This window comes from Shewanella chilikensis (assembly GCF_002836945.1).
In the GTDB taxonomy this organism is placed as follows: domain Bacteria; phylum Pseudomonadota; class Gammaproteobacteria; order Enterobacterales; family Shewanellaceae; genus Shewanella; species Shewanella chilikensis.
In genome coordinates, this window is the sequence record NZ_NIJM01000022.1 from 14,541 (window position 1) to 35,475 (window position 20,935).

The 20,935-nt window shown below is 51.1% G+C and carries 22 protein-coding genes; 20 read left to right on the forward strand and 2 right to left on the reverse strand.

Features of this window, described 5'->3' with window-relative positions:
• Positions 1–92: 92 nt before the first annotated feature.
• The 4 genes from CX651_RS10150 (at position 93) to CX651_RS10165 (ending at position 4,852) form a co-directional block, all read left to right on the forward strand.
• Positions 93–398 (forward strand): hypothetical protein, encoded by a 306-nt coding sequence (locus CX651_RS10150; protein WP_025009827.1) that lies wholly within the window; start codon positions 93–95, stop codon positions 396–398.
• 234 nt (positions 399–632) lie between these two features.
• Positions 633–2,354: a phospho-sugar mutase gene (locus tag CX651_RS10155; protein WP_101055903.1), complete on the forward strand. Its 1,722-nt coding sequence runs from the start codon at positions 633–635 to the stop codon at positions 2,352–2,354.
• 335 nt (positions 2,355–2,689) lie between these two features.
• Entirely contained in the window at positions 2,690–3,712 is a 1,023-nt protein-coding gene (gene sohB / locus CX651_RS10160) for a protease SohB (protein WP_101055904.1), read from the forward strand.
• 123 nt (positions 3,713–3,835) lie between these two features.
• Positions 3,836–4,852 (forward strand): AraC family transcriptional regulator, encoded by a 1,017-nt coding sequence (locus tag CX651_RS10165; protein WP_101055905.1) that lies wholly within the window; start codon positions 3,836–3,838, stop codon positions 4,850–4,852.
• A gap of 93 nt (positions 4,853–4,945) precedes the next feature.
• Here the strand turns inward: CX651_RS10165 and CX651_RS10170 are convergent, their stop codons facing one another.
• Positions 4,946–5,455, reverse strand: a complete 510-nt coding sequence (locus CX651_RS10170) for a diguanylate cyclase domain-containing protein (RefSeq protein WP_101055906.1) — start codon at positions 5,453–5,455, stop codon at positions 4,946–4,948.
• Between the two features lie 79 nt (positions 5,456–5,534).
• Between CX651_RS10170 and CX651_RS10175 the strand changes: the two genes are divergently transcribed.
• From CX651_RS10175 to CX651_RS10250, 16 genes are all read left to right on the forward strand, one after another.
• Positions 5,535–7,370: a DUF885 domain-containing protein gene (locus tag CX651_RS10175; protein WP_101055907.1), complete on the forward strand. Its 1,836-nt coding sequence runs from the start codon at positions 5,535–5,537 to the stop codon at positions 7,368–7,370.
• Positions 7,371–7,566: 196 nt separating this feature from the next.
• On the forward strand, positions 7,567–7,845 hold the full coding sequence (locus tag CX651_RS10180; protein ID WP_039034012.1) for a peptidylprolyl isomerase: 279 nt from the start codon (positions 7,567–7,569) through the stop codon (positions 7,843–7,845).
• A gap of 15 nt (positions 7,846–7,860) precedes the next feature.
• Positions 7,861–8,394 (forward strand): GNAT family N-acetyltransferase, encoded by a 534-nt coding sequence (locus tag CX651_RS10185; protein ID WP_101055908.1) that lies wholly within the window; start codon positions 7,861–7,863, stop codon positions 8,392–8,394.
• An 87-nt stretch (positions 8,395–8,481) separates the two neighbouring features.
• On the forward strand, positions 8,482–8,703 hold the full coding sequence (locus tag CX651_RS10190; protein WP_037475159.1) for an RNA-binding S4 domain-containing protein: 222 nt from the start codon (positions 8,482–8,484) through the stop codon (positions 8,701–8,703).
• A gap of 16 nt (positions 8,704–8,719) precedes the next feature.
• The gene (locus CX651_RS10195; protein ID WP_025011246.1) at positions 8,720–9,106 is read left to right on the forward strand and encodes a ribonuclease E inhibitor RraB; all 387 of its coding nucleotides are present in this window, start codon (positions 8,720–8,722) and stop codon (positions 9,104–9,106) included.
• A gap of 100 nt (positions 9,107–9,206) precedes the next feature.
• On the forward strand, positions 9,207–11,168 hold the full coding sequence (locus tag CX651_RS10200; protein ID WP_101055909.1) for an NERD domain-containing protein kinase family protein: 1,962 nt from the start codon (positions 9,207–9,209) through the stop codon (positions 11,166–11,168).
• 326 nt (positions 11,169–11,494) lie between these two features.
• Positions 11,495–11,776, forward strand: coding sequence for a DUF6150 family protein (locus tag CX651_RS10205; RefSeq protein WP_101055910.1), 282 nt, complete (start codon positions 11,495–11,497; stop codon positions 11,774–11,776).
• A gap of 293 nt (positions 11,777–12,069) precedes the next feature.
• Positions 12,070–13,203: an alpha/beta hydrolase gene (locus CX651_RS10210; RefSeq protein WP_101055911.1), complete on the forward strand. Its 1,134-nt coding sequence runs from the start codon at positions 12,070–12,072 to the stop codon at positions 13,201–13,203.
• 69 nt (positions 13,204–13,272) lie between these two features.
• A complete protein-coding gene (locus tag CX651_RS10215; protein WP_101055912.1) occupies positions 13,273–14,130 on the forward strand; it encodes a hypothetical protein in 858 nt (285 codons plus the stop codon).
• Positions 14,131–14,240: 110 nt separating this feature from the next.
• Entirely contained in the window at positions 14,241–14,909 is a 669-nt protein-coding gene (locus CX651_RS10220; RefSeq protein ID WP_101055913.1) for a Type 1 glutamine amidotransferase-like domain-containing protein, read from the forward strand.
• A gap of 129 nt (positions 14,910–15,038) precedes the next feature.
• The gene (locus tag CX651_RS10225) at positions 15,039–15,332 is read left to right on the forward strand and encodes a hypothetical protein (RefSeq protein WP_025889069.1); all 294 of its coding nucleotides are present in this window, start codon (positions 15,039–15,041) and stop codon (positions 15,330–15,332) included.
• A gap of 44 nt (positions 15,333–15,376) precedes the next feature.
• Positions 15,377–15,682, forward strand: a complete 306-nt coding sequence (locus CX651_RS10230; protein WP_101055914.1) for a hypothetical protein — start codon at positions 15,377–15,379, stop codon at positions 15,680–15,682.
• A gap of 397 nt (positions 15,683–16,079) precedes the next feature.
• The gene (locus CX651_RS10235; protein WP_101055915.1) at positions 16,080–16,661 is read left to right on the forward strand and encodes a GAD-like domain-containing protein; all 582 of its coding nucleotides are present in this window, start codon (positions 16,080–16,082) and stop codon (positions 16,659–16,661) included.
• A 277-nt stretch (positions 16,662–16,938) separates the two neighbouring features.
• Positions 16,939–17,364 carry a DUF6559 family protein gene (locus tag CX651_RS10240; protein ID WP_101055916.1) on the forward strand — a complete coding sequence of 142 codons (426 nt, stop codon included), beginning with the start codon at positions 16,939–16,941 and terminating at the stop codon, positions 17,362–17,364.
• A gap of 107 nt (positions 17,365–17,471) precedes the next feature.
• On the forward strand, positions 17,472–17,813 hold the full coding sequence (locus tag CX651_RS10245; RefSeq protein WP_101055917.1) for a hypothetical protein: 342 nt from the start codon (positions 17,472–17,474) through the stop codon (positions 17,811–17,813).
• A 98-nt stretch (positions 17,814–17,911) separates the two neighbouring features.
• A complete protein-coding gene (locus CX651_RS10250) occupies positions 17,912–18,319 on the forward strand; it encodes a PaaI family thioesterase (RefSeq protein ID WP_101055918.1) in 408 nt (135 codons plus the stop codon).
• A 254-nt stretch (positions 18,320–18,573) separates the two neighbouring features.
• Here the strand turns inward: CX651_RS10250 and CX651_RS10255 are convergent, their stop codons facing one another.
• Positions 18,574–20,625: a TonB-dependent receptor gene (locus CX651_RS10255; protein ID WP_101055919.1), complete on the reverse strand. Its 2,052-nt coding sequence runs from the start codon at positions 20,623–20,625 to the stop codon at positions 18,574–18,576.
• Positions 20,626–20,935: the final 310 nt, after the last annotated feature.

Here is a 20,935-nt window from a genome sequence, read left to right on the forward strand (position 1 = left end):
GCCATAGGCACTCTATGCCATCGCCAATTTGGCTGGGTTTCAAACGGCTGACAAAGCTTTGAGTGGCTCAAACTTCTATAAGGAATGGGATTATGTCTATGGTCAGTGCCAAAGAGTTTGCCGACTGGCTTTACAAGCGCTTCGAGCAGGTAGAGCATGGGGTAAGCATGAGCCGTGAGGATATCAACCAGCTAACCGGGCGGCAGAATTTCTCCATGGTGTTTGTCCATGATATCCACTACGAATTGATGCAGCACGGTATGGCGTTTGTGACAGACACTTCTCGTGAGCAGTTCTTTCTGGTGCGCGTCTGTCCCATGCCCTGGCGGCAGCAACTGGAGCAGCAATTTGACAAGGAGATCTTCAACAATGTCATCTCCATTAATATGTCCCGCTGAAATAGTTGCACCTATCTGTTTGTAAGTCACAGGTGTTATGAAAGCCGAGAGCTCAACCTTCCTTAGTCCTTAATTGCCGCTGTAGACACCCCAAACTGACGACAAACAGCTAACTTAAACCGGAAGAGGGGCTCTAAAGCCTGAGCAAAATCATAAAATTAATGCAAATTCACTTGTCGCGGACCTGAGATTTTCTTACTTTGGAATGAAACTGATTATCAAAGAGGCCACCCTATGAATACTCATCTGGAGCTGCAACTGAAACATTGGCTGGAGATAGATCCCGACCCTAAAACCCGGGATGAGCTATTGAGTCTTAAAGCCGAAGGCAATGAAACTGAATTGGCCGCCCGCTTTGCCGGCCGTTTGGCCTTCGGCACCGCCGGTCTCAGGGGCGTGGTCGGCGCCGGTCCAATGCGAATGAACCGTTTGGTTATCCGCCAAACCACAGCGGGCCTGGGGCAGTATCTGCTCGCCCAGGTTAAAGATGCCGCCAGCCGCGGTGTGGTGATAGGTTTCGATGGCCGCCATGATTCACGTACCTTCGCCCATGATGCCGCTAGCGTGTTGACCGCCATGGGGATTAAGGTGCGACTCACCGCCAAAGTGGCCGCCACGCCGCTGGTAGCCTTTGGGGTGAAACACTTTGAAGCTGCCGCCGGCATCGTAGTGACCGCCAGCCATAACCCGCCGCAATACAACGGCTACAAGGTTTATTGGGGGAATGGCGCGCAGATCATTCCGCCACACGACTCAGGTATTGCAGCCTGCATAGATAAGGCTGCCAACGAAGAGCTGCCTTGGCTGGAGCAGAGTGAAGCCACCAAGCAGGGTAAACTCATCTGGCTGCAGGATGATTTCTATCAGGACTATCGCCGCGGTGTGTTCCATGCCGATGTGTTGCAGCACAAAACGGCGCCCGAAAGGGTGAGCCTGGCCTATACCGCCATGCATGGTGTTGGTGCAGAAATGGCCAAGACAGTGCTCAAGGATGCCGGTTTTACCCAGGTTTATTCTGTCGCCGCCCAAGAAAAACCGGACGGTGACTTCCCAACGGTTAAGTTCCCCAACCCGGAAGAGAAGGGCGCCATGGATCTGGTGATTGCCGAGGCCAAGCAGCATCAGGCGATGCTGGCCTGTGCCAACGATCCGGATGCCGATAGGCTGGCGGTGGCCGTGCGCCGTGATGACGGCGAATATCAAATGCTTACCGGCGATCAGGTGGGAGCCTTGCTGGGCCACTATTTATTGTCCAAGGCGCCGGCCAATCAGCGTCTACTGGGAACCACCATAGTCTCTTCAACCTTGCTCTCCAAAATCGCCAAGGCCAAGGGCGGTGAGTTTTATACCACGCTCACAGGTTTCAAATGGCTCACCAATGTTGGCATGCAGCGACAGAGCGACAGCAATAAATTCCTGTTTGCCTATGAAGAGGCGCTGGGCTACACAGTGGGCAGCATGGTATGGGATAAGGACGGCCTGTCGGCGCTGGTGGCTTTTGCCCAGCTGACTGCCGAGCTGGCGGCACAGGATAAAACCATCTGGGACAGACTGGAACAACTCTATCGCGACTATGGCTTGCACCTCAATACTCAGGTGAGCATAGCGCTTAAGCCGGGAACGCCGGATATCGGTGCCCATCTGCGGGCCAATCCTCCCGAGTCCATTGCGGGCATGGCGGTATTGGTGACCGAGGATCTCAAATCGGCCGAGCGGCGTTACGCCGATGGGCGGCGGGAGATCATCGAATTACCGGCCAGTGATGTGCTGACTTTCCATCTTGAAGGCGGTGCCCGAGTGATAGTAAGGCCTTCGGGAACCGAACCCAAGATCAAGTGCTATTACGAAGTGGTTGAGCCTATGAAGGCAAGCGACAGCCTGGCTGATGCTGAAAGCCGCGCCAGAACAGCATTGGATGCCTTCGTCAGTGGCCATCAGGCATCGTTACCCAAGTAGATACTCGCACCGGCGATATTTTACATAGGAATTGATTCATTTTGAGAGTGAAAGAAAGGCATTAACGAATACAAGCGCCAAATGCGGATTAGTTTGCCACTTCTTTAGATAATCAGGCATGTTCGACTCACAACTTGGCCGAAAAAATAAAACGGCGTTTTAATAGGCAAACGATAGAGACAACGAGGGCTTTAGAGGGACTTTCAAACTCCTTCTGAAGCCCTCAAGTTTATTGATGTTCGCTTAACTGATTTGCATCGGGTTTTTTTATCCGTAAAAGGACTGCTAGAATAGCGCAATTTTGTGTGCTTTCTCGCAGTGAAAGGAACCCCTTAGTGGAATTTTTATACGAGTACGGACTATTTCTTGCCAAGGCGATTACCCTGGTGGTTGCTATCGGCGCCATAGTGGTGATTGTGGTGGCTTCGGCAGTAAAACAAAAGAGTGACAGGGGCGAGTTGAAACTGACTCATCTCAGTGATGAACTCAAATCGCTCAAGCATCATCTCAAGGCTGAACTCTTGGGCAAAAAGGCATTCAAGGCCTATGAGAAACAACTCAAAGCGGAGCAAAAAGCCCATGACAAGGCACTGGATGCCGGGGACGTCAAAGATCCCAAGGTATATGTCGTCGAGTTCAAAGGCGGCATAGAAGCCGCCGAAGTCGCATCGCTGCGGGAAGAGATCAGCGCTATTTTGGCGATTGCCGAGGAAGGTGATGAAGTTGTAGCCAGTGTTGAGAGTGGTGGTGGCATGGTTCATGGGTATGGCCTGGCTGCCAGCCAACTGGACAGGATCCGCAGTGCTGGATTGCCGTTGACCATATGCGTGGATAAAGTGGCTGCCAGTGGCGGTTATATGATGGCCTGCGTTGCCGACCGCATTATTGCTGCACCGTTCGCTATCATAGGCTCCATAGGTGTTGTTGCCCAATTACCTAACTTTAACAAGCTGCTGAAGAAGCATGACATTGATTATGAACAGCATACCGCCGGCGACTTTAAGCGTACCCTGACACTCTTTGGTGAGAATACTGATGAAGGCAGAGCCAAGTTTCAACAGGAACTGGAAGAAACCCATTTGCTGTTCAAGGACTTTGTCGGTCGCTATCGGCCGCAACTGGAGCTGGACAAGGTGGCAACAGGTGAGCATTGGTATGGTCAGCAAGCTATAGAGCTGGGACTCATAGATGAAGTGGGCACCAGTGACGATCTCTTGCTGAAGCTGGCCTCGGATAGGACTGTGATCAAAGTGAAATATCAGCTGCGTAAGAAACTGGCCGACAAGTTGGCTCACAGCGCTTCTTTGATGCTCAACGCCTGCTATAACAAGTTGGCTGAGAAAAATCGACCAATCTAATCTTTGGTATCTCGCTAACTCGATAATCAGACCCCGGCTTCCCGGGGTTTTTTATGCGTGTGTCTTTAATTCTCTTGCTGGATACGCTAAAACCATTTTTTGGAAATCAACAAAAAGACAACAATGGCTATGCAGATCAAATACCGAGCCAATATGATGGTTGGGGATCAGGCGTACCCGGCTTTTGAACTGGCCAACCTTATTCGTTTTATTCAGTCACAATTGGGAACCGAGGCTGCTGAAGAGATATGCCTGCACATAGGTACGGGTATCAATGAGCTCAAGGAGTGCCAATGGGTAAGGGTTTGGCAACTCAGCGCCACGATAGCGTTTCTAATGCAACGCAGTCGACGTGAGGATGTTAGCCTGTTGGCTGGGCTCTACACTCGGGTAACTGATTTGGGTTTTCTGTTGCCTTTGCTTGGAGAATGTCGGAGCCTTGGTGAGTGCCTGGAGTTTGTGCTAAATCATCCCAAGTGGGTGGGCAGCTTTGCTGATCTTTTACTGCTGGAGGATGAGCATCAAATCCGTCTGCGCTGGCTTAATACCGGCCGGGCCGAACCGTTAATCTATCGTGGTGAATTTCTTCACAGTATAGGCGCATTACTGAGTTTGGCGCGGGAGTTGACCGGACAAGAGATAGTTTTTAACGCTATCAGTGTTACCGGCATCTTGATGCAGTCTGCAAGTTTGGTAAAACTGGCCAAGCGGGTGGAGTTCCAGAGTGATTTCAATGAATGGCGCCTCGACAAATCTTGGTTGGCGCTTGCAGTGGATCTGACTCAGTTCTCAGGTCGCAGTCAAAGTTTTGAGCAGCAGAGTTCGCTGGTTGAAAAAATTATTGACGAACTTGATGGCGATTTCCCCTTGGTGCCAACGTTGGAAACCATGGCACTCAGGTTACACATGAGCAGTCGTAGTTTGAGGCGCAAGTTGGCGGCCCTTGGCAGCAGTTATCAACGCCTGGTGGATCAGCAAAGGTGTCAGCGAGCGGTAAGCTGGATCCTCGAAGGCCAACTGTCGGTGAGCGAGATTGCCGAGCGTTTGGGGTATAGTGATAGTTGTCACTTTCGTCAAAGTTTCAAGCATTGGCTCGGGTATCCACCCGGTTATTTTAGCCGTTTGGGGCAGCAAAACTAACCAAGGCCAGGTTCATTTTATCCTGACCAGTTTAGTCATAAATAATCTGCTGTTGAGACCTTTGCGATTCTGCGATAAGCCTTTTGCACTGATTCAGTGGATCTCCCTGACGCTGGAAAGCGTGGTGTCTTGCTGTTCCAATTGATGGGTCAGGGTTTCAACATCAATAAACAGGGTTTCGGGTTTCAGTTCTCTGTTGGGTTGGCAAATACAGGCCGCCAGACGGTAGTCCAGCTGCAGGTGATGAAATTTGTTGTATTCTTCGCTGAACTTGTTGATTTTCTCATTAATCCGTTCGATGACCTTTTGGGCTCCCATCTTATCGACGTTGAATAGACCGAGGGCGAACAGTTGGTGGTTGATGCGTCCCAAGAGATCAGTATTGCGCAGCAAGGCTTGCTGCACCTGTTTGGCAAAGAATTCCAGCAAGTGAGGTTGGTTAACTGTTTCATGTATGTGAGGGCAAAGATACAATAGCGCCAGACTCTGGTGATCTCGCAGATGGCGATACCATTCACGGTGAAAGACTTCCATAAAATAGGTCCGGTTATAGACCCCGGTTTCCGGATCCCTGAAACCCGAGTTGCTGAAGGAATAAATCATGGGTTGGCTCCGAGCTAGTGACTGCTACAAGTATAGTTAACCAATCCATCTACTGAGTTGTGACAGGAGAATAACGACAATGAAAAAAGGGTTTTTGCTGTGCTCTATTATTTTGGCGTTGAGCGGTTGCTCTAAAGAGGAGAGCAGTTTGGTGACTCAGCCACAGGCGGAGCAACAGCCCGCTGCGGCAATGGTACAAACGGCAGAGCAGGCTTACCTCGCCATGGTGGATCAATTTTTCAAGGATTACCTCAAGCTTGAGCCCATCTACGCCACCTTTGTTGGGGTCAATGACTATAACGATACTTTCGGTGGCGACCTCTCCGAGGCCTACCTCAAGCAGCGCCATGAACTTAATAGTCGCTACGCCGCCCAGGCCAAGACCATAGACAAACAAGCTTTGCCCGAACAGTTGCAACTCAGTTACGACATGTTTGTTTATGACAGGGATATGGCGTTGGTGGATGAAACCTTCCCCAGCCGTTTTATGCCGATAAGCCAGTTCTACAGCACAGTGATTACTATGGTGCAGCTTGGCAGTGGTGAGAGTGCCCAGCCTTTCAATACCCCGCAGGATTACGCCAACTGGCAGCAGAGGGTGAAAGGTTTTGTCAAATGGACAGAGCTGGCGAAACAGCGTATGGATGAAGGCATTGCCAGCAAGGTTGTGCTGCCACGGGTATTGGTCGAGCGGCTTATCCCTCAGTTGCAGGCACAGTTGGTGGATAAGCCTCAAGACAGTATCTTCTACGCCCCTGTGACCAAGATGCCCGAGAGTTTCAACGCCGCCGAACGCGCCTTGATTGAGCAGGAATACCAGCAGATGATCAGCCAAGAACTGCTGCCGGCTATCGCCTCACTCAAGCAATATTTCGAGCAAACCTATTTGCCGGCCTCGCGGGCCACTGACGGTTGGTGGGCGCTGCCTAACGGTAAAGTTTGGTACCAACATCTGGCCAATGCTCATACCACAACCACTATGGCGGTGGACGATATTCACCAAATCGGCCTCAAGGAAGTGGCGCGGATCCTCGATGAAATGGACAAGGTGCGCCAGCAAGTGGGTTTTGAAGGTGATCTCAAGGCCTTCTTTGCTTCACTGTCATCCGAGCCCACGTACTTCTTCAGTGACAGGCAGGGCTTAATTGACGGCTATATGGTGCTTAAGGATAAAATCAATGCCGTATTGCCCGGTTACTTCAATGTGATGCCCAAGGCCGACTATGTGGTGAAGCCGGTTGAAAGCTTCCGTGAAAAATCGGCCGCGGGAGCTTCCTATGAAGCACCGGCCGTCGATGGCAGTCGTCCAGGGGTGTTTTACATCAACACCTATAACCTGAAAGCTCAGCCCAAGTGGGGCATGACCACTTTGTCATTGCATGAGGCGGCGCCGGGTCACCACTTCCAAATAGCCATCAAGCAAGAGCTGCAGGGCGTGCCTGAGTTCCAACGTTTCAGCGGTTATACCGCCTTTGAAGAGGGCTGGGCCCTCTATGCCGAATATCTTGGAATAGAGATGGGTTTGTTTGAAGATCCGTACCAATATTTCGGCAAGCTCTCGGATGAAATGCTGCGGGCGATGCGTCTGGTGGTGGATACCGGCCTGCATGCCAAGGGCTGGAGCCGTGAACAGGCGATTCAGTATATGAAAGACAACTCTCCACTGGCGGAAAGCGACATTATCGCCGAGGTGGAGCGCTATATGGCAATTCCTGGTCAGGCACTGTCTTATAAAGTTGGTCAGCTGAAGATCCTGGAGCTCAGAGCCCGGGCCGAGAAAGCCCTGGGGGATAATTTCGACCTCAAGGCCTTCCACGATCAAATTCTCACCACAGGTTCCTTACCCATGGCGGTGATGGAAGCCAAGATAGATCTCTGGATAGAAAAACAGCTGAAGCAAAAAGCATCAGCCTGAGACTGAATTTAAGTCGAGTCTTTGATAAGCAAACTCAAAACGCCGTCATCTGACGGCGTTTTTTATCTTTGACTCACGGCCTGCCATTATTGTTGTGTCAGTTAACTTCTGACACAGAATGATATTATACTGGCCGGGTTTGTTCGGTGACCGACCGAAAAAAGGCCACTTGGCCAAGATTACTGAGGAGCAAATTATGGTACAGGCAACAGCAAGACATCTACTGGTAAAAACCGAAGCAGAATGCGCCAGCTTGAAACAACAGATTATCGATGGCGCCGATTTTGCCGAGCTGGCCCGTAAACATTCCGCTTGTCCTTCTGGAGCTCAAGGCGGCGAGCTGGGCTCATTCGGTCCGGGTATGATGGTGCGTGAGTTTGATGAAGTGGTGTTCAGCGCGCCGCTCAATGAAGTACAGGGGCCGGTGAAAACCGCTTTTGGTTTTCACCTGCTTGAAGTCACCAGTCGCGGTTAAGCCCGGGTCAAGCAAGTGATAGAAATCTATACCGATAGACTCAGGCTCAGGACTCTGACGGCGCAAGATTGGCCGGCGTTTCTGGCACTGCATTGCGATCCTGAAGTGGGCCGCTTTGTCAGAGATCCCGAACCCGTTCCACTGCTCAAAGCCAAGTTTGAGCAGCGAAGCCAGCCTTGGCGTTACGAGTCCGGGGATTGGCTGACGCTGGTGATTGAAGAACTGGGTAGCGACTGCTTTGTCGGCTTGACCGGCTTTTACTGTGTCGATCCTGAGCTGGCGCAGGCCGAGGTAGGTTACCTGTTGCATCCGGATATGCAGGGGAAGGGCTATGCCACAGAGTCGCTACACGGGGTCATAGATTGGGGCTGTTTGAGCTTCAATATTCATAAATTCATCGGTCACTGCGCCAATGACAATCTGGCTTCGGCCAAGGTCATGGAAAAGTGCGGCTTCGAGCTTGAGGGAATATTGCGGCACAACTTCCGTATCGGCGATCTTTGGGTGGATGACAGGGCCTATGGCCTGCTCAGCGATGAGCGTCGTTGACTTCTCTCCCCCAAGCGGATGCTTGCTGCTATAATCCGCCCCAAATCGAGTCAATTCCAGTAAGGCAAGGTCACAGTGACACAGAAAATGAGCGAATTCACCCTCAATAGCGGCGATGAGTATATTGAGCTTTATAAGGTGCTGAAGGCAGAAGGCATGACCAGTGCCGGCGCCGAGGCCAAGCATGTGATTGCCGAAGGGCTGGTGCTGGTCAATAACGAGGTTGAAACCCGCAAGCGCAAGAAACTGCTGCCGGGCGATCTGGTCAGTTTCAACGGCGAAACGGTTAAAATAGTGGCGGCGCAATAAGCGCAAGGGGAACAAAATGCAATTTCCAGATGATGACAACGGCAAGATGCTGCAGGCAATGCAGGAGTCGGGTATCGACTTGAGCAAGCCTTTGGATGTGGACTTTTTCCTGGTGTTTGATGATCAGCGCGACGCTGAATCGGCATTGGAAGATTTGAGTCAGTCCGAGCAGGCAGGCGAAGTTGAGCTGCAGTTCAACGAAGAGATTGAAAAGTGGGAGCTGATTGTCTGCATCAATATGGTGCCCGAGTATCAGGCATTGGTGGCGCGCGAAACCGAGTTGAACAGCTTTGCCGCAGAGTTTGACGGCATGACAGATGGCTGGGGCGTGATGCAGCATCAGGACGGCGATGACGAGTTTGCCGATGATGACCATGAGTGTGATGAGCACTGCCACCACTGAAGATAAGTGAATTTTTCCTGAGCCACCCAAATTTGGGTGGCTTTTTATTCTCTAGCTTTTTATTCTGCCCCCACTGATTGCCAATCTCAGGGAGAGTGATATGGCCAAACACATCAGTTTTGGAACCCCGGTCAACGACGCCGAGCGCTGGGCCTTTGAACTGCTGGGTGATGAGTTACCCAAAGATTATCTGCTGCTGACCAATATTGAGATCCCGACTCAGTCCGGGCAAGCGATGGAGGTGGATGCTCTGGTGGTCGGCGAGTGGGGCGTGTATGTCATCGATGTCAAAGGCTATATCGGCCGGCTTAATGCCGGTCTGCACGCCTGGTCGCTGGATGGCCGCGAGGTAGACAACAGCCTGTCCAAGGCCAATTATGTTGCCAGAGTGCTGGCCGGTAAGCTGAAGAACAAGATCCCGGTCGGTGTCTATGCTCCCTGGTGCCAGGGCATGGTATTTGTAACAGGTCATAAGGGCGAAGCCATAGAGCTGGAGAAGCAGGACTGTGCCCTGAGCATCTATACCCCAAGGCAGATCATCGCTGCGCTTACCAAAGAGTGGGGCCTGACGGCTCCCCATAAGCACCAGATCAATCAGCGTCAGAAAGAGGCGGTGTTGGACACTCTGGGGCAGGTGGCCCTGGTGGAACAACGCAACAATAAAATACAGGATTTTATCAAGCTCAAATGCCTGTTCCTGCAAAGTGGCCTCGAAGTCTGGCAGGCCGAGTACAATCCCGGCGGCTGGACCGCGCCCTGGCTGCTGAAAATTCTGATCCCTACCCATTTCGAGCAGCTTTCTGAAGCAAGACAGCATGAAGAGCGGCTGCGGGGTGAGTTTCAGCGGTTACAGAAACTGTCCGGTTGCAGCGGCGTGCCTTACTCTGCGCCCCTTATTCAGGATGGCGAGCAGTTGGTGTTGCCTATTCGCATGCCAAGAGGTGTGCCTATTCATCTGCTGGAAATCGAGCGGCTCAGCATTTATCAACTGCTGGAAATATTGCGCCGTGGGGCCACCAGTCTGTCGCAAATTCATCGGCGTAATATCTGTGTCGGCGGCTGGGATGAGCACTGCCTGTTTATCGGTGATGATGGCGAAGTCGAATTTATCGATATCCGTGATGACATCAGTATCGATGAGGATCTTAGGCGCTATGCCGAGCGATTTTTACCTCTGGCGCTGGCCACTCATCAGCCACGTATCTACCTCTGGTTCCAGCGGGTTGCGGCAGGGCGGGGCGCGGATCTTGATGAGCTTAGAGCCGATCTCAGCGCGCTGATTGAAACCGGAGTCTGTGACAGCCTGGATAGCGATACAGAGATAGCCGAGGGCAGCATTATCGACCATCACTTCCGGCTTGAAGAAGTCATCTATCAGGCCGCTCACAGTGAACTCTGGCGCGCCACTCACCTTCAGGGACAGTTCGATGTCGGGCTGTCTGTTTATCGCTTTTTGCAGCAGGACTGGCCCGGTCTGAATCATCAATACCGCAGCCTGAGCCGCATCTATCACCCTAATGTTGAGCGGGTATTGGCCTTTGGCGAACTTGGCGGCAGCGACCGGGTCTTCATTGCCAGGGCCTGGGAGCGGGGAGTTGCTTTGGATTGCGCCGAGATCCAATCGCCGCAACAGGTGATAGGCTGGTTTCGGCAGTTGCTGACGGCGCTGCAGTATCTCCATAGATTGGATATCTTCCATAGTGCCATCTGCCCGAAGAATATTATCTGTAATGGCGACAGCGCCGTGCTTTTGAACTTTGGCTTGGGTCAGGATATAGCGGCCAGACACTATGCTGCTCAATATGCCGACCCGGATCTCTGGGCCCTTGAAGGGGATGCCGAACGGGATCTCTATGGTTTGGTGGCCAGTTTTATTGATGTGTTGACCCCTATAGAGCTCAAGGGCGATGCCGGCCCTGCGGGTATGCTCAGGGCCCTCGATGCTTTTGATCCCCGTTGGTTGGGAGAGTCTTTGTTTGCCATGTGTTACAAGGTGCTGCGCTTTGAGGTCAACCTGACAGACAATGATGACTATATGCCGCTATTTGGTTTTAACTCATAAGCAGCACAACTACGAGTGACAACTGAATATGAATGCATCATGCACAATTTAACTCGATTTTGGGTAAATGATTATTTTGGACATGGATGATAAGAAACAAGAAATGTGACGCCTGTGCAATCAAGGTGATTAAGTTATCCAACGAAACTGCAGGTCATAGTGTTGAGCTCCTAATCCAGTCTCTGGCTTTGAGTCTGAGAGGAAGGATGTTTATACCTATCGTCAATGTAATACCGAAAAATATTGTAATTGGATCTTGAGTTTGCTGATCACTTCGGAAATTAACATCCACATTAGAAACAGCCAAACTACAACTGGGAGGTTTTATGGCACTTATTTATGAGGTTCAGGTTCGGGGAGCGGCCAAGGTGTTGGTACATGAAGTCAGCTCCCGCGCGGCCGCCGATCTATTGGTTTATCGAGTCGACAGCCGCGGCGCTACGCACAATCAGGATAGCCTCTGGTGTCAGGTGGCGAGCCGCTCAACGGCCACATCACTCATTCATTGGGTCAGCCATCGCAGCGCAGCTGATCTGCTGGTGTATTTTGTCAGCAGCCGCGGAGCCAGCGGTTGGCAAACCCAGCACCCGCTCAAAGGCCGTTTGTAACCGAGCTGCGTCTAAATCCAGGTAAAAAGGACGTCGGGAAGGTGAAAAGAATGGATATTGGAAAACAGCCTTGGCTGCGTTGTGAGTCTTTATAAATCTGAGACGGACAATAACGGCTGGCTTGAACACTATTGGATGACCATCTCGGGCGAAGGCCTGCTGGTAAGTGTGAGGGTGAATACTGTCTTGTGGCAACGACAGCTGCCTGCGGCCATCTGCTATTGACCGTCAGCTTTTCATCTCGCGCCGGCCTTTGAATGCCCTTTAAAGACGTTTTACTGACAAGGATTTCCATGAGATTCGTATTTTTGCTTTGTGCCTTGCTGTCGCTGACTGTATTGGCCGAAGAGCAGCGTTTTACACTTGCGGCCGGGCTTATCGATGAAGCCGTGACAGTTCAGGTTGCTTTGCCCGAGAGTTATCGACATTCAGACAGTTTTCACTACCCCTTGCTGTTGGTACTTGATGGTTCGACTCAGTTTCATCATGTGGCATCCAGCGTCGGCTTTCTGAGCACATACGCCATAGTACCGGAAATGATAGTGGTGGGCATAAGCACCCGCGACAGACTCAAGTACTTTACTCCCACAGAGCCGGAAGATTTCGCCGCAAGGGCGGGAAAGGCCGATGTTTATAACCGTTTTATCGCAGAGGAACTGCTGCCTACATTGAGTGAACGTTACCGTCTGGCGCCTTACCGGATGATATTTGGCCACTCTTTGGCCGGGCTTTACAGCAGTTATCAGGCGCTCGGTCCGGCATCTTCCTTCAATGCCGCGATAGCCATTAGTCCCAGCCTCTGGTGGGACGATGGTGCCTTGATTACAGATTACGACAAATACCAGACTCGCGAGCGCAAAGCGCCCATGCGCTGGTTTCTCAGTATGGCGAGTGAGCCAGGCGAGATGGCGCAGGCTTTTGACGCCATGCTGCAAAAACTGGAAACCAAGAAGCCGTCAAAGCTACAGGTTTTCAATGCCCGTTTTGCCCGAGAAACCCACGACAGCACTCCCTTGATTGGCAATGTCGAGGGGCTTAAAGCCATCTTCAGTGGCTGGAACGCGGTACCACAAGTCGATGCGATGTCGCTGCAACAACTGCAGGCGTTCTACAGGGGAAAAACTGCCGAGTATGGCTATACCTTTCCGTTGTCGGCACATCAATTCAATGTATACGGCCTAAAGGCCGCCTATGAGGGCCAAACAGCCTGGGGCGTTGCCATATTGGAGCAAGGAGTAGAGAAATTCGCTCGCTCGGAAATCCTTTGGGACAGCCTGGCAACCGCCTATACGCTTAACCAACAGCTCGATAAGGCAATGGCGGCTTCTATCAAGGCGCTGCAATTGGCCAGGCTGCATGGTTCGGTTTTTCTCGAAGAGATTATGGCTCAGAACCGGGCGCTTGAGCAAAAACTGAGTCAGCCCTAACTCAGGTCTTTTACCTACCAAGCCCGGGATTTCCCGGAGAAGATTTACACCTGTTATGAGAGGAATGCCGTGTTTCGTGGATTAAATGAGATAAAACAACATATTGAAGAAGGCAATCTGGACTATTTGCGCCAGCACATGCCGAAAGCCTGGTCCCAATATATGTTCAGGATAGAGAAAGACCCGGCCTGGCTTGAGATCATCTCTTATCTCAGAGCGAACGCCGTTATCAAGGACTATCAAATCTATTACCTTATGTATTGCCGTGTGGCGTATTATTCCGAGCCGAAGCAGTTTACGCCGCTATTTGACATCATCAAAGTCAACGGCCCGGATGGCAGCTTGGTCGAAGACGACCCTGAACATCTTTACCGGCTGTGTCACGATGTTTATCTCGGTTTTATTAGCGCGTTTATTTCAGTGGGTGGCCGTTTGGACCATAACCGGTTGTTGGAATTGGTCTTTGCAGGAGAGTCTGACGCTTACGCCATTTTTAATTTTCTACTGCCCAGATACGCCTTCTCCCATAAGGCACTGGCTACGGCGGCGGCCTGTTTGTTTTACAATGAATACCATTTGAATGGAGCCGGTGAACAGGCTTTGGCTGCGTTGCTAAGTCGGGGCATAGCGTTGGATTACTGCTTTGATGATGACAGTGAATTCGGCGAATATGCTTGCTTGGCGGCGTTGATCTTCGGTCACAACCCAAAAAGGTTTAACCAGCTGTATGCCGATGGTGTCGAGCAGGCGCTTGTCGACAGTTTCGATTGGTCGTTCTTGCTTACCGAGCATGAACTGACTCTTGAGCATATTGAAGCCCTTAAGCTGTTGTCCCTCAGCGCTACGTTACCCATAGATGAGATTGGCGAATGCCTGTTAGAAAGAGAAGATGAAGCACTGCTGGCTGCTTTTGACTCCCTGCGCTGATGTCTTGGGCTGAAGAACTTTATCAATCACGGCGCGAATGGCTGTTGAGGCTGTGAGCGGGAAACTCTGGGTGTTGTAAGAAACTGCCGACTTTCAAGGAGCGAAAAAATATGAATCTACTGCTGCTCAGTAATCACCAAAGCGCAATCGGCCATAAGGCGCTAGCGTTTGTTATTGAGGCTTTGGGGCTTAAAGGACAAGTCGGTGGTTACATAGGTTCAGAGCCTGACCCCGAGGAAGATTTCTACCGGCCAACACAGGCGTTTTATCAAGGCCTTGGCATAGGTCTCAACACCTACCTGGATTTTGAACAGGGCTTTAATGACACTGCGATGCAGACGTTGCTGGATAAGCCTTTAGTGCATCTCTCTGGCGGGGATACTTACCGTTTTTTACATGGATTGTATAGCCGCAATCAACAGCAGAAACTCAAGAGTTATGCTGCATCCGGACATCTCTTGGTTGGTGTCAGTGCCGGTGCCATGCTGCTGACCGCCAACATAGAAACCGCGGCGCTTTGTGGTGACAGCAATACAGTGGGCCTTGAAAACCTGAAGGCGCTGGGCTTGGCCGACCTTTTATTTGTGCCCCATGTGGTTCATTCGCAGAGCCGAGATCAATCCCATGGCCTCAGCCAAAAACAGCGTGCAAAGCAATTGGCTAAGCGGTATGGTTTGCCCGTTTATCTCTGCTCGGATGAAGACGCGCTGGCCATTATTGATGGCTATCTTCACTGTTTTGGCGCGCCGGAGATCATCCTGCCAGAGGCTATCGCCTGAGCCCTGCAGTGCAGCAGTGCCCGTTCATCGGGATGACAAATCCCATTTATTGGGGTAGTTTGAACATTATTGATGGCTTATGCCAACAAGGCCTTAAGGAAGCAAGGCATCACCCAAGAGGAAGCAAGGATGGCAGCAGAACTGATCAAATCGTCAATGACTACAGTGCAGAATGGAGTGGCCAAAGCCGATGGCAAAATCTCCTTGACCGGCAATGAACTCAAGTTTGTGCCTTTCAATCAGCAACTGGGGCTGGGGCCCTATACACTCAAGCGTGATGATATCTGCGCGGTAGAAAAGTGTCTGGCTACTGGCGGCGGTATTTTCCCCATATCGGCAGATGCGCTGCGGGTCATTCTCAATGATGGCAAGCGTTATGAGTTTATTCTGGCAGATACCTCAGAGTGGCTTACGCTGCTGTAATTTTGTGCCTCTTTCGGTAAAAGCGGCATAGTCGGGAGCTGGGTATGAAAGTACTGACGATGGCTCAAGGGCAATGGTACCTGTTGGAGCATGAAGGGCTGTTATATCTGGACGTGCTTTGCCGACATAGCAACCGCTTTATGATCCAGCTCAATGAGCGGGAAGTTGCAGAGTATCGCCGCTTCGGCAATCTATTTCTCGAGCAACTGGCCCGGAATATTCAATATGTAGTACCTATCCCTAAGGGGGCTCGCTCCAGTTTCCAGGGGCGGGATCAGCACCGTCAACTGGGGGAGTTGGTTACCACTGCCGAATGTGAATGGCTGGCGGCTAAAGAAGCTGAGCAGTGACTACCAGAGAAACAGCCTCAAAAAAAGATTTTATCAGGAAAGCCGTGCAAGCCGTATTTAAGCAAACCGAGGGCGATTACCTCGAGGCCGTTATTGAAGTAGCGGGGCAGTAGCTTGCTGTGATGAACGAATTCGGCAGTGACAGCCTGACTTATGGTGGTGGGCTTTGTTATCGGAAGATATTTCCGGAAAAATACTCATACTGTTGCGGCGATTTTTGGGGCTCAGCGAATAGCTGGTGTGTCTCTCGGGATTGCAATCATGCTATCAAAGGCCGCATAATCGAATACGGCCTTGCCCAGGCTTCATGCCGATACCTAAAGGCTTTCAAAACAAGGTCACGGAAAACCCAAGGTTTTGTGACAGTTATTCTGATAGGAAAAGGAATTTTACCTCAATGCTTCTGCAATCTTTTATCGACCATCTGCCACCCGGCGCAGATATCAAATCAGTATCGGCGCCAACTCTTGCCAAATATCGGGACCATTTGCCCGAGTGCTTATTGGAACTGTGGCAACAACATGGCTTTGGCCACTATGGTGATGGTTTAATCCAACTTATTGATCCGGATGAATACCTGGACAATCTCTGGGGCTGGCTGATGTTGGATGAAGACATGAGTCGCATCCCGTTCGCTATCAGCTGTTTTGGCGACATTTTTTATTATCGGCTCCTTAGCGATGAAGGGGATGAAGATATCGCCTTTATCGATCCCCACACTTCGCAGACAGATGTGCTCACCTGGAGCATGGAAGACTTCTTCAATGACTGGTGTTGTGACGATGAAGTGCAAACCAGCTTCTTCAGGAAGAAGGAACTTCAACAAGTCAGCGATCAGCAAGGCAAGCTGCAGCCGAACCAGATCTACTTTTACACCCCGGCACTGCGTCTCGGGGGAGAGCCTGCCCCTGATAAGACTCAAAGAGGCGATGCCAGAGTGCAACTGGACTTCTTGCTGCAGTTGGCACTGGAAGCCTAACCGCGAGAGCAGGATGAGAAATTGAACCGGGTAGCGGTCATAGTTTACTGCCGGGTCTGTTTGTATACGCTCGGCAAGCTGGTTTTGTCGGCGCACTGGGCCATGTTTATCGATTCCCCCTCCATGCTTGGCGTTGTTACGCTCGCGCTGGGTTGTTGCATAATCATCAACTGATTTGCCGCACCATATCTGTTCTGTGGTGCCGAGCAGCAAGTGGGACAAAACGCCGGATAGATAAATCGATATAGTGGAAAAGTGAGCCAAGCAGAGAGTTCTTATGTTTGCCCATTTGTTTCGAAAACGAAAAATAAGGCAATATGCCCGTAAGCTATCCAGGGATTTGCTAAAGCATTATGGCAAGAAGAGATATTATTCCAGAAATCAGCTGGAAAGGGCCTTAATCAGACAAAAGCTCGGGCGTCCTCCTAAAGCCTATGATAGCAATGGCAGGATTTCGACCAACGAATATTATGCCTATGCCATGTACTGCTCACCGGCCGAGTTTTCCCGTATTTCGATGCAACCATCCATAACTCAAGGTCCCAGTGAGCCGGACTATGGTCAACTGAGAAGGGAAGCTGCGGAGGTTATCTTTGGTCGGCCACAGGATTTTTCTGTCGCTTGCCTGCATGATGCCTGTACAGGCCATAGTGCAGCGGAAACCGCCGCTGCGGATCCGGGGTATGATTCTGGCGGTGATTAAGCTAGTTGGCCTTTGCTTCAGTGATAACTTCTCTTGGTTGACGGTTCGTTCGGCGAATGCCGTAAACCGGGTCAAAGAATGAGAAGCTTATACGCAGGGAGAGGGCAATGCCGGAACTATTGATCCAGCTTGTGCTGGGTTTTGCGCTGCTGACGGGCGTTTTGGGCTGGTTTGCCTTGATGTTTGCCTCGCTTCCCGGCGCCGAGCTGCATCGCAGTTTGTCTATGCGTCTGGTGCGAGGGTTGTTTTACAGCTATCCCCTTTGGGTGTTGGTGCCGGTATATCAGCTTAAATACACCTTGGTGGCAAGCTCAGTGGATTTGCTTTGGGGGATAGTCCCAATGCTGCCTTTGCTGTTGGTTTGGTTGATATTTACCCTTCAGGGGCGGGAGCTTAAACGGCGGCAACAATTAAAAGCGGTATCAAAGCCCACGACCAAACAGGAGTAGAAGGGCAAATATGGCTAAACCAGAGGCTGTTAATGCCCAAGTGATACCCATAGCCCATCGATACCCGCAAGAGTGGCCTAACAATCAAGGAGGTTTAGATGGTGACTATCGCCGAGCTGCAAGCTTTTATCGAACGCGAGCTGCCACATAGCGGCATTGTGATTGAACATCTGGGAGATAAGTCGGCTAGAGTGCGTAAGCCGATAACTCAGGCGCACTTGCGCCCCGGTGGTACTGTCTCTGGGCCGACCATGATGGAGCTGGCGGATATTGCCATCTATGTCGCCTTGCTGGGGGAAATAGGCATAGTGCCTCTGGCGGTAACCACTAACCTGAATATCAACTTCCTGCGTAAACCCAGCGCCGAGTGTGACATAGTTGCCGATTGTAGGCTGCTGAAACTGGGTAAATCCCTGGCGATTGCCGAAGTGTCTGTGTTTTCAGATGGACACAGCGAAGTTGTGGCTCATGCCGTGGGCACTTATTCCATTCCGCCGACGAACTAGCCGCTAACTCCATTCAAAAATTGTTGCAGCCCTTGTGACTCTATCCTTCCTCGGGCTTTGGTCCTGTTCAATGCCGAACTCGATAACTGTGATGTATTGTTTTTTGGGCCTTCTGCATCCAGGGAGTATCTGCAACCTGACCAAGTATTTTCTGGATAGGTGCTTGCCTACTTCATCTAGTTTGCGACTCAGTCATGAAACGGCTTCAATAAAATTAAAAAGGCTCCTTTTGGAGCCTTTTGGCTTATCTAAGGCTAAAACTGGTAGGTGACAGAGACCCCAAAGTTACGGGGATCGACTATCGCCGCATAGCCATCCGGGTAGTTACGGGCTGCCGGAGAGCGACTCAACACGGCTTTCTCATCAAAGGCGTTGTTGACGAAGGCGTTGAAGATCCAGTTGTCTGTCTCATAATTGAGCGACATACGTGCCAGCACATAGTCACCGGCAACTCGTTCCTCTGTGTTCTCAAAGTCACCATAGTACTCACCGACATAGTTGGCGGAGACACTGAAGGTAAGCTGATCTGTCAGCCAATACTGGGCACCGAGATTGGCGGTCGTTGAGGGGGCCGAATCCAGTTCATTGCCCTTGGCAGAGGCATAACCTTCTCCAGGTTCCTTGATTTCCGAACTCAGCAGCCCAAGGCCGCCGTGCAGGCGCAGATCCCGGGTCAGCATGGCTGAGGCTTCAAACTCGGCACCATAGGTAATCACCTTGTCCATGTTGATAACCCGTCTGGCAGAACCTGTGGCCTGATATCCGTCGTAGTCGTTGTAGAACAGGTTGGCGCTCAGGTTGATATTACCGCCATCCAGGCTGGTTCTCAGCCCAAGTTCATAGGCGTTAACGTACTCTTCATCGTAGAAGTAGAACTCATTCTCCGGAAAGCCTATCGCCGCACCGGCGGCGTTGTAGCCACGGCGACCGCTTAAGGAGACTGTGGTCTCGGCATTGATATCGTATTGCAGCACCAGTTTGGGCAACTTGATGGTCTTGCTGTTGTCCAGGGTGTCTTCTATGGGCGTTTGCGGCTGCTTCATCCAGAAGTTACGCAGCTGGGATTCCCGTTCGACCCGGCCTCCGGCAGTGATCCTGAAGTCGTCGGTGACGTTATAGGTAAATTCGCCGAAAACCGCCTTGGAGTCACTATTGTCGTCGCCGCGATAAACTGAACCACCGATACTGTTGAAGTCTTGATCGCGCTTGAAATAGTAGAGGCCGATAAAGCCGCTGTAGAGTTCGCTGTTAAGGCCAAAATGCAGCTTGGTTTCAGCCGTGGTGTTGGACTCCTCCATACTCACCACTTGCTCGGTAGCAGGATCCTTGTCATAAGTATCCATCACCCAGTTGTAGTTCATTCTGGCCAGCAAGAAGTCGACCGAGAAATTGTCACTGATCCTGTAGTCCAGCTTAATGCTGCCGGTATCTGATTCAGTGTCCATGTTTCTGGGATTGATGGGCTGATACTTCCAGGGATCGTCACCACTGAAGTATTGCCGTCCCGTATTGCCGCGCTCATGGTTTTTGGCATAACTGAGCATGGCCTTGAGGCCGTCAATAGCTGCGGGCTCCCACAGGAGTTTGGCTCTTATTCTGTCTGTGTTGAGCTTATTCAGATCAAAGCCCGGCGGGTTAGCTTCATGGATAACAGGGTTGGCGTAAGTTTCACCATCGGTATGCTGCGCCGACAGGCGAAAGGCCAGCTCATCTTCAATCAAAGGGCCGGAGATAGCGGCGGCCGAGTCTATATATTGGCTCTCACTGCGATAACCCACCCGAGCGGCACCCTGCCAGTCAAAAGTCGGATCCTTGGTCTTGATAAACATGGCGCCGCCTATGCTGTTGCGGCCATTGCTGGTGGATTGGGGACCACGAAACACTTCAATCTGCTCTATGTCCCACATGCCGGTATCGCCGGTCAAATCCGCCATAAAAGGTTCTGCCACTCCATCGGTTATGGTAGATACCCGGGTCTTGGCGCCGCCGGAAACCCCACTAAAGCCGGTGGCGGCGCCGTTACCGGAAACCCCACGGATATTGGGCATCTGCCCGGACAGCACTACCAGGTTGGGGATTTCAGAGATGGCGTCGTGCACCGACAGGTATTGCAGTGTCTTAAGCTGCTCTTCCGTGATGACAGATACAGATGAACTCACGTCTTTCAATGATTTCTCTGTCTTTTCCCCCAAAACGACAATTTTTTCGATTGATTGATTTCCGCGCTCGACAGCATCGTCGGCAAAGGCCGGTGATGCCAGCATAGCGAGCAGCAGGGCGTTGAGCTTAAACGTGTAGCTAGGCATGAGTATCTGTCCTGATTAACAAATGAAGCGATTGAGAAAATAAGCGTTAAGTGGGGGCAAATTTATAGATATGAAATTACGATCGCAAGTGATAATTATTATCATTTGATAAAATGTGATCGAATGCAGGGGTACTTTTATCTAACCGGGACAAAATGGATACACGAAATGAGTGGCCGCAGACGTTGGAATAGATGGGGCAAGTATCTGAGCGCTCACAAGGTGAGTTGCCAGGGTTAAGTTTGCTCTTTGAGGGAAGATATGAACAAAAGGCTTGCCGCCGCTTTGATAATCCGGCCTTTACAATTAA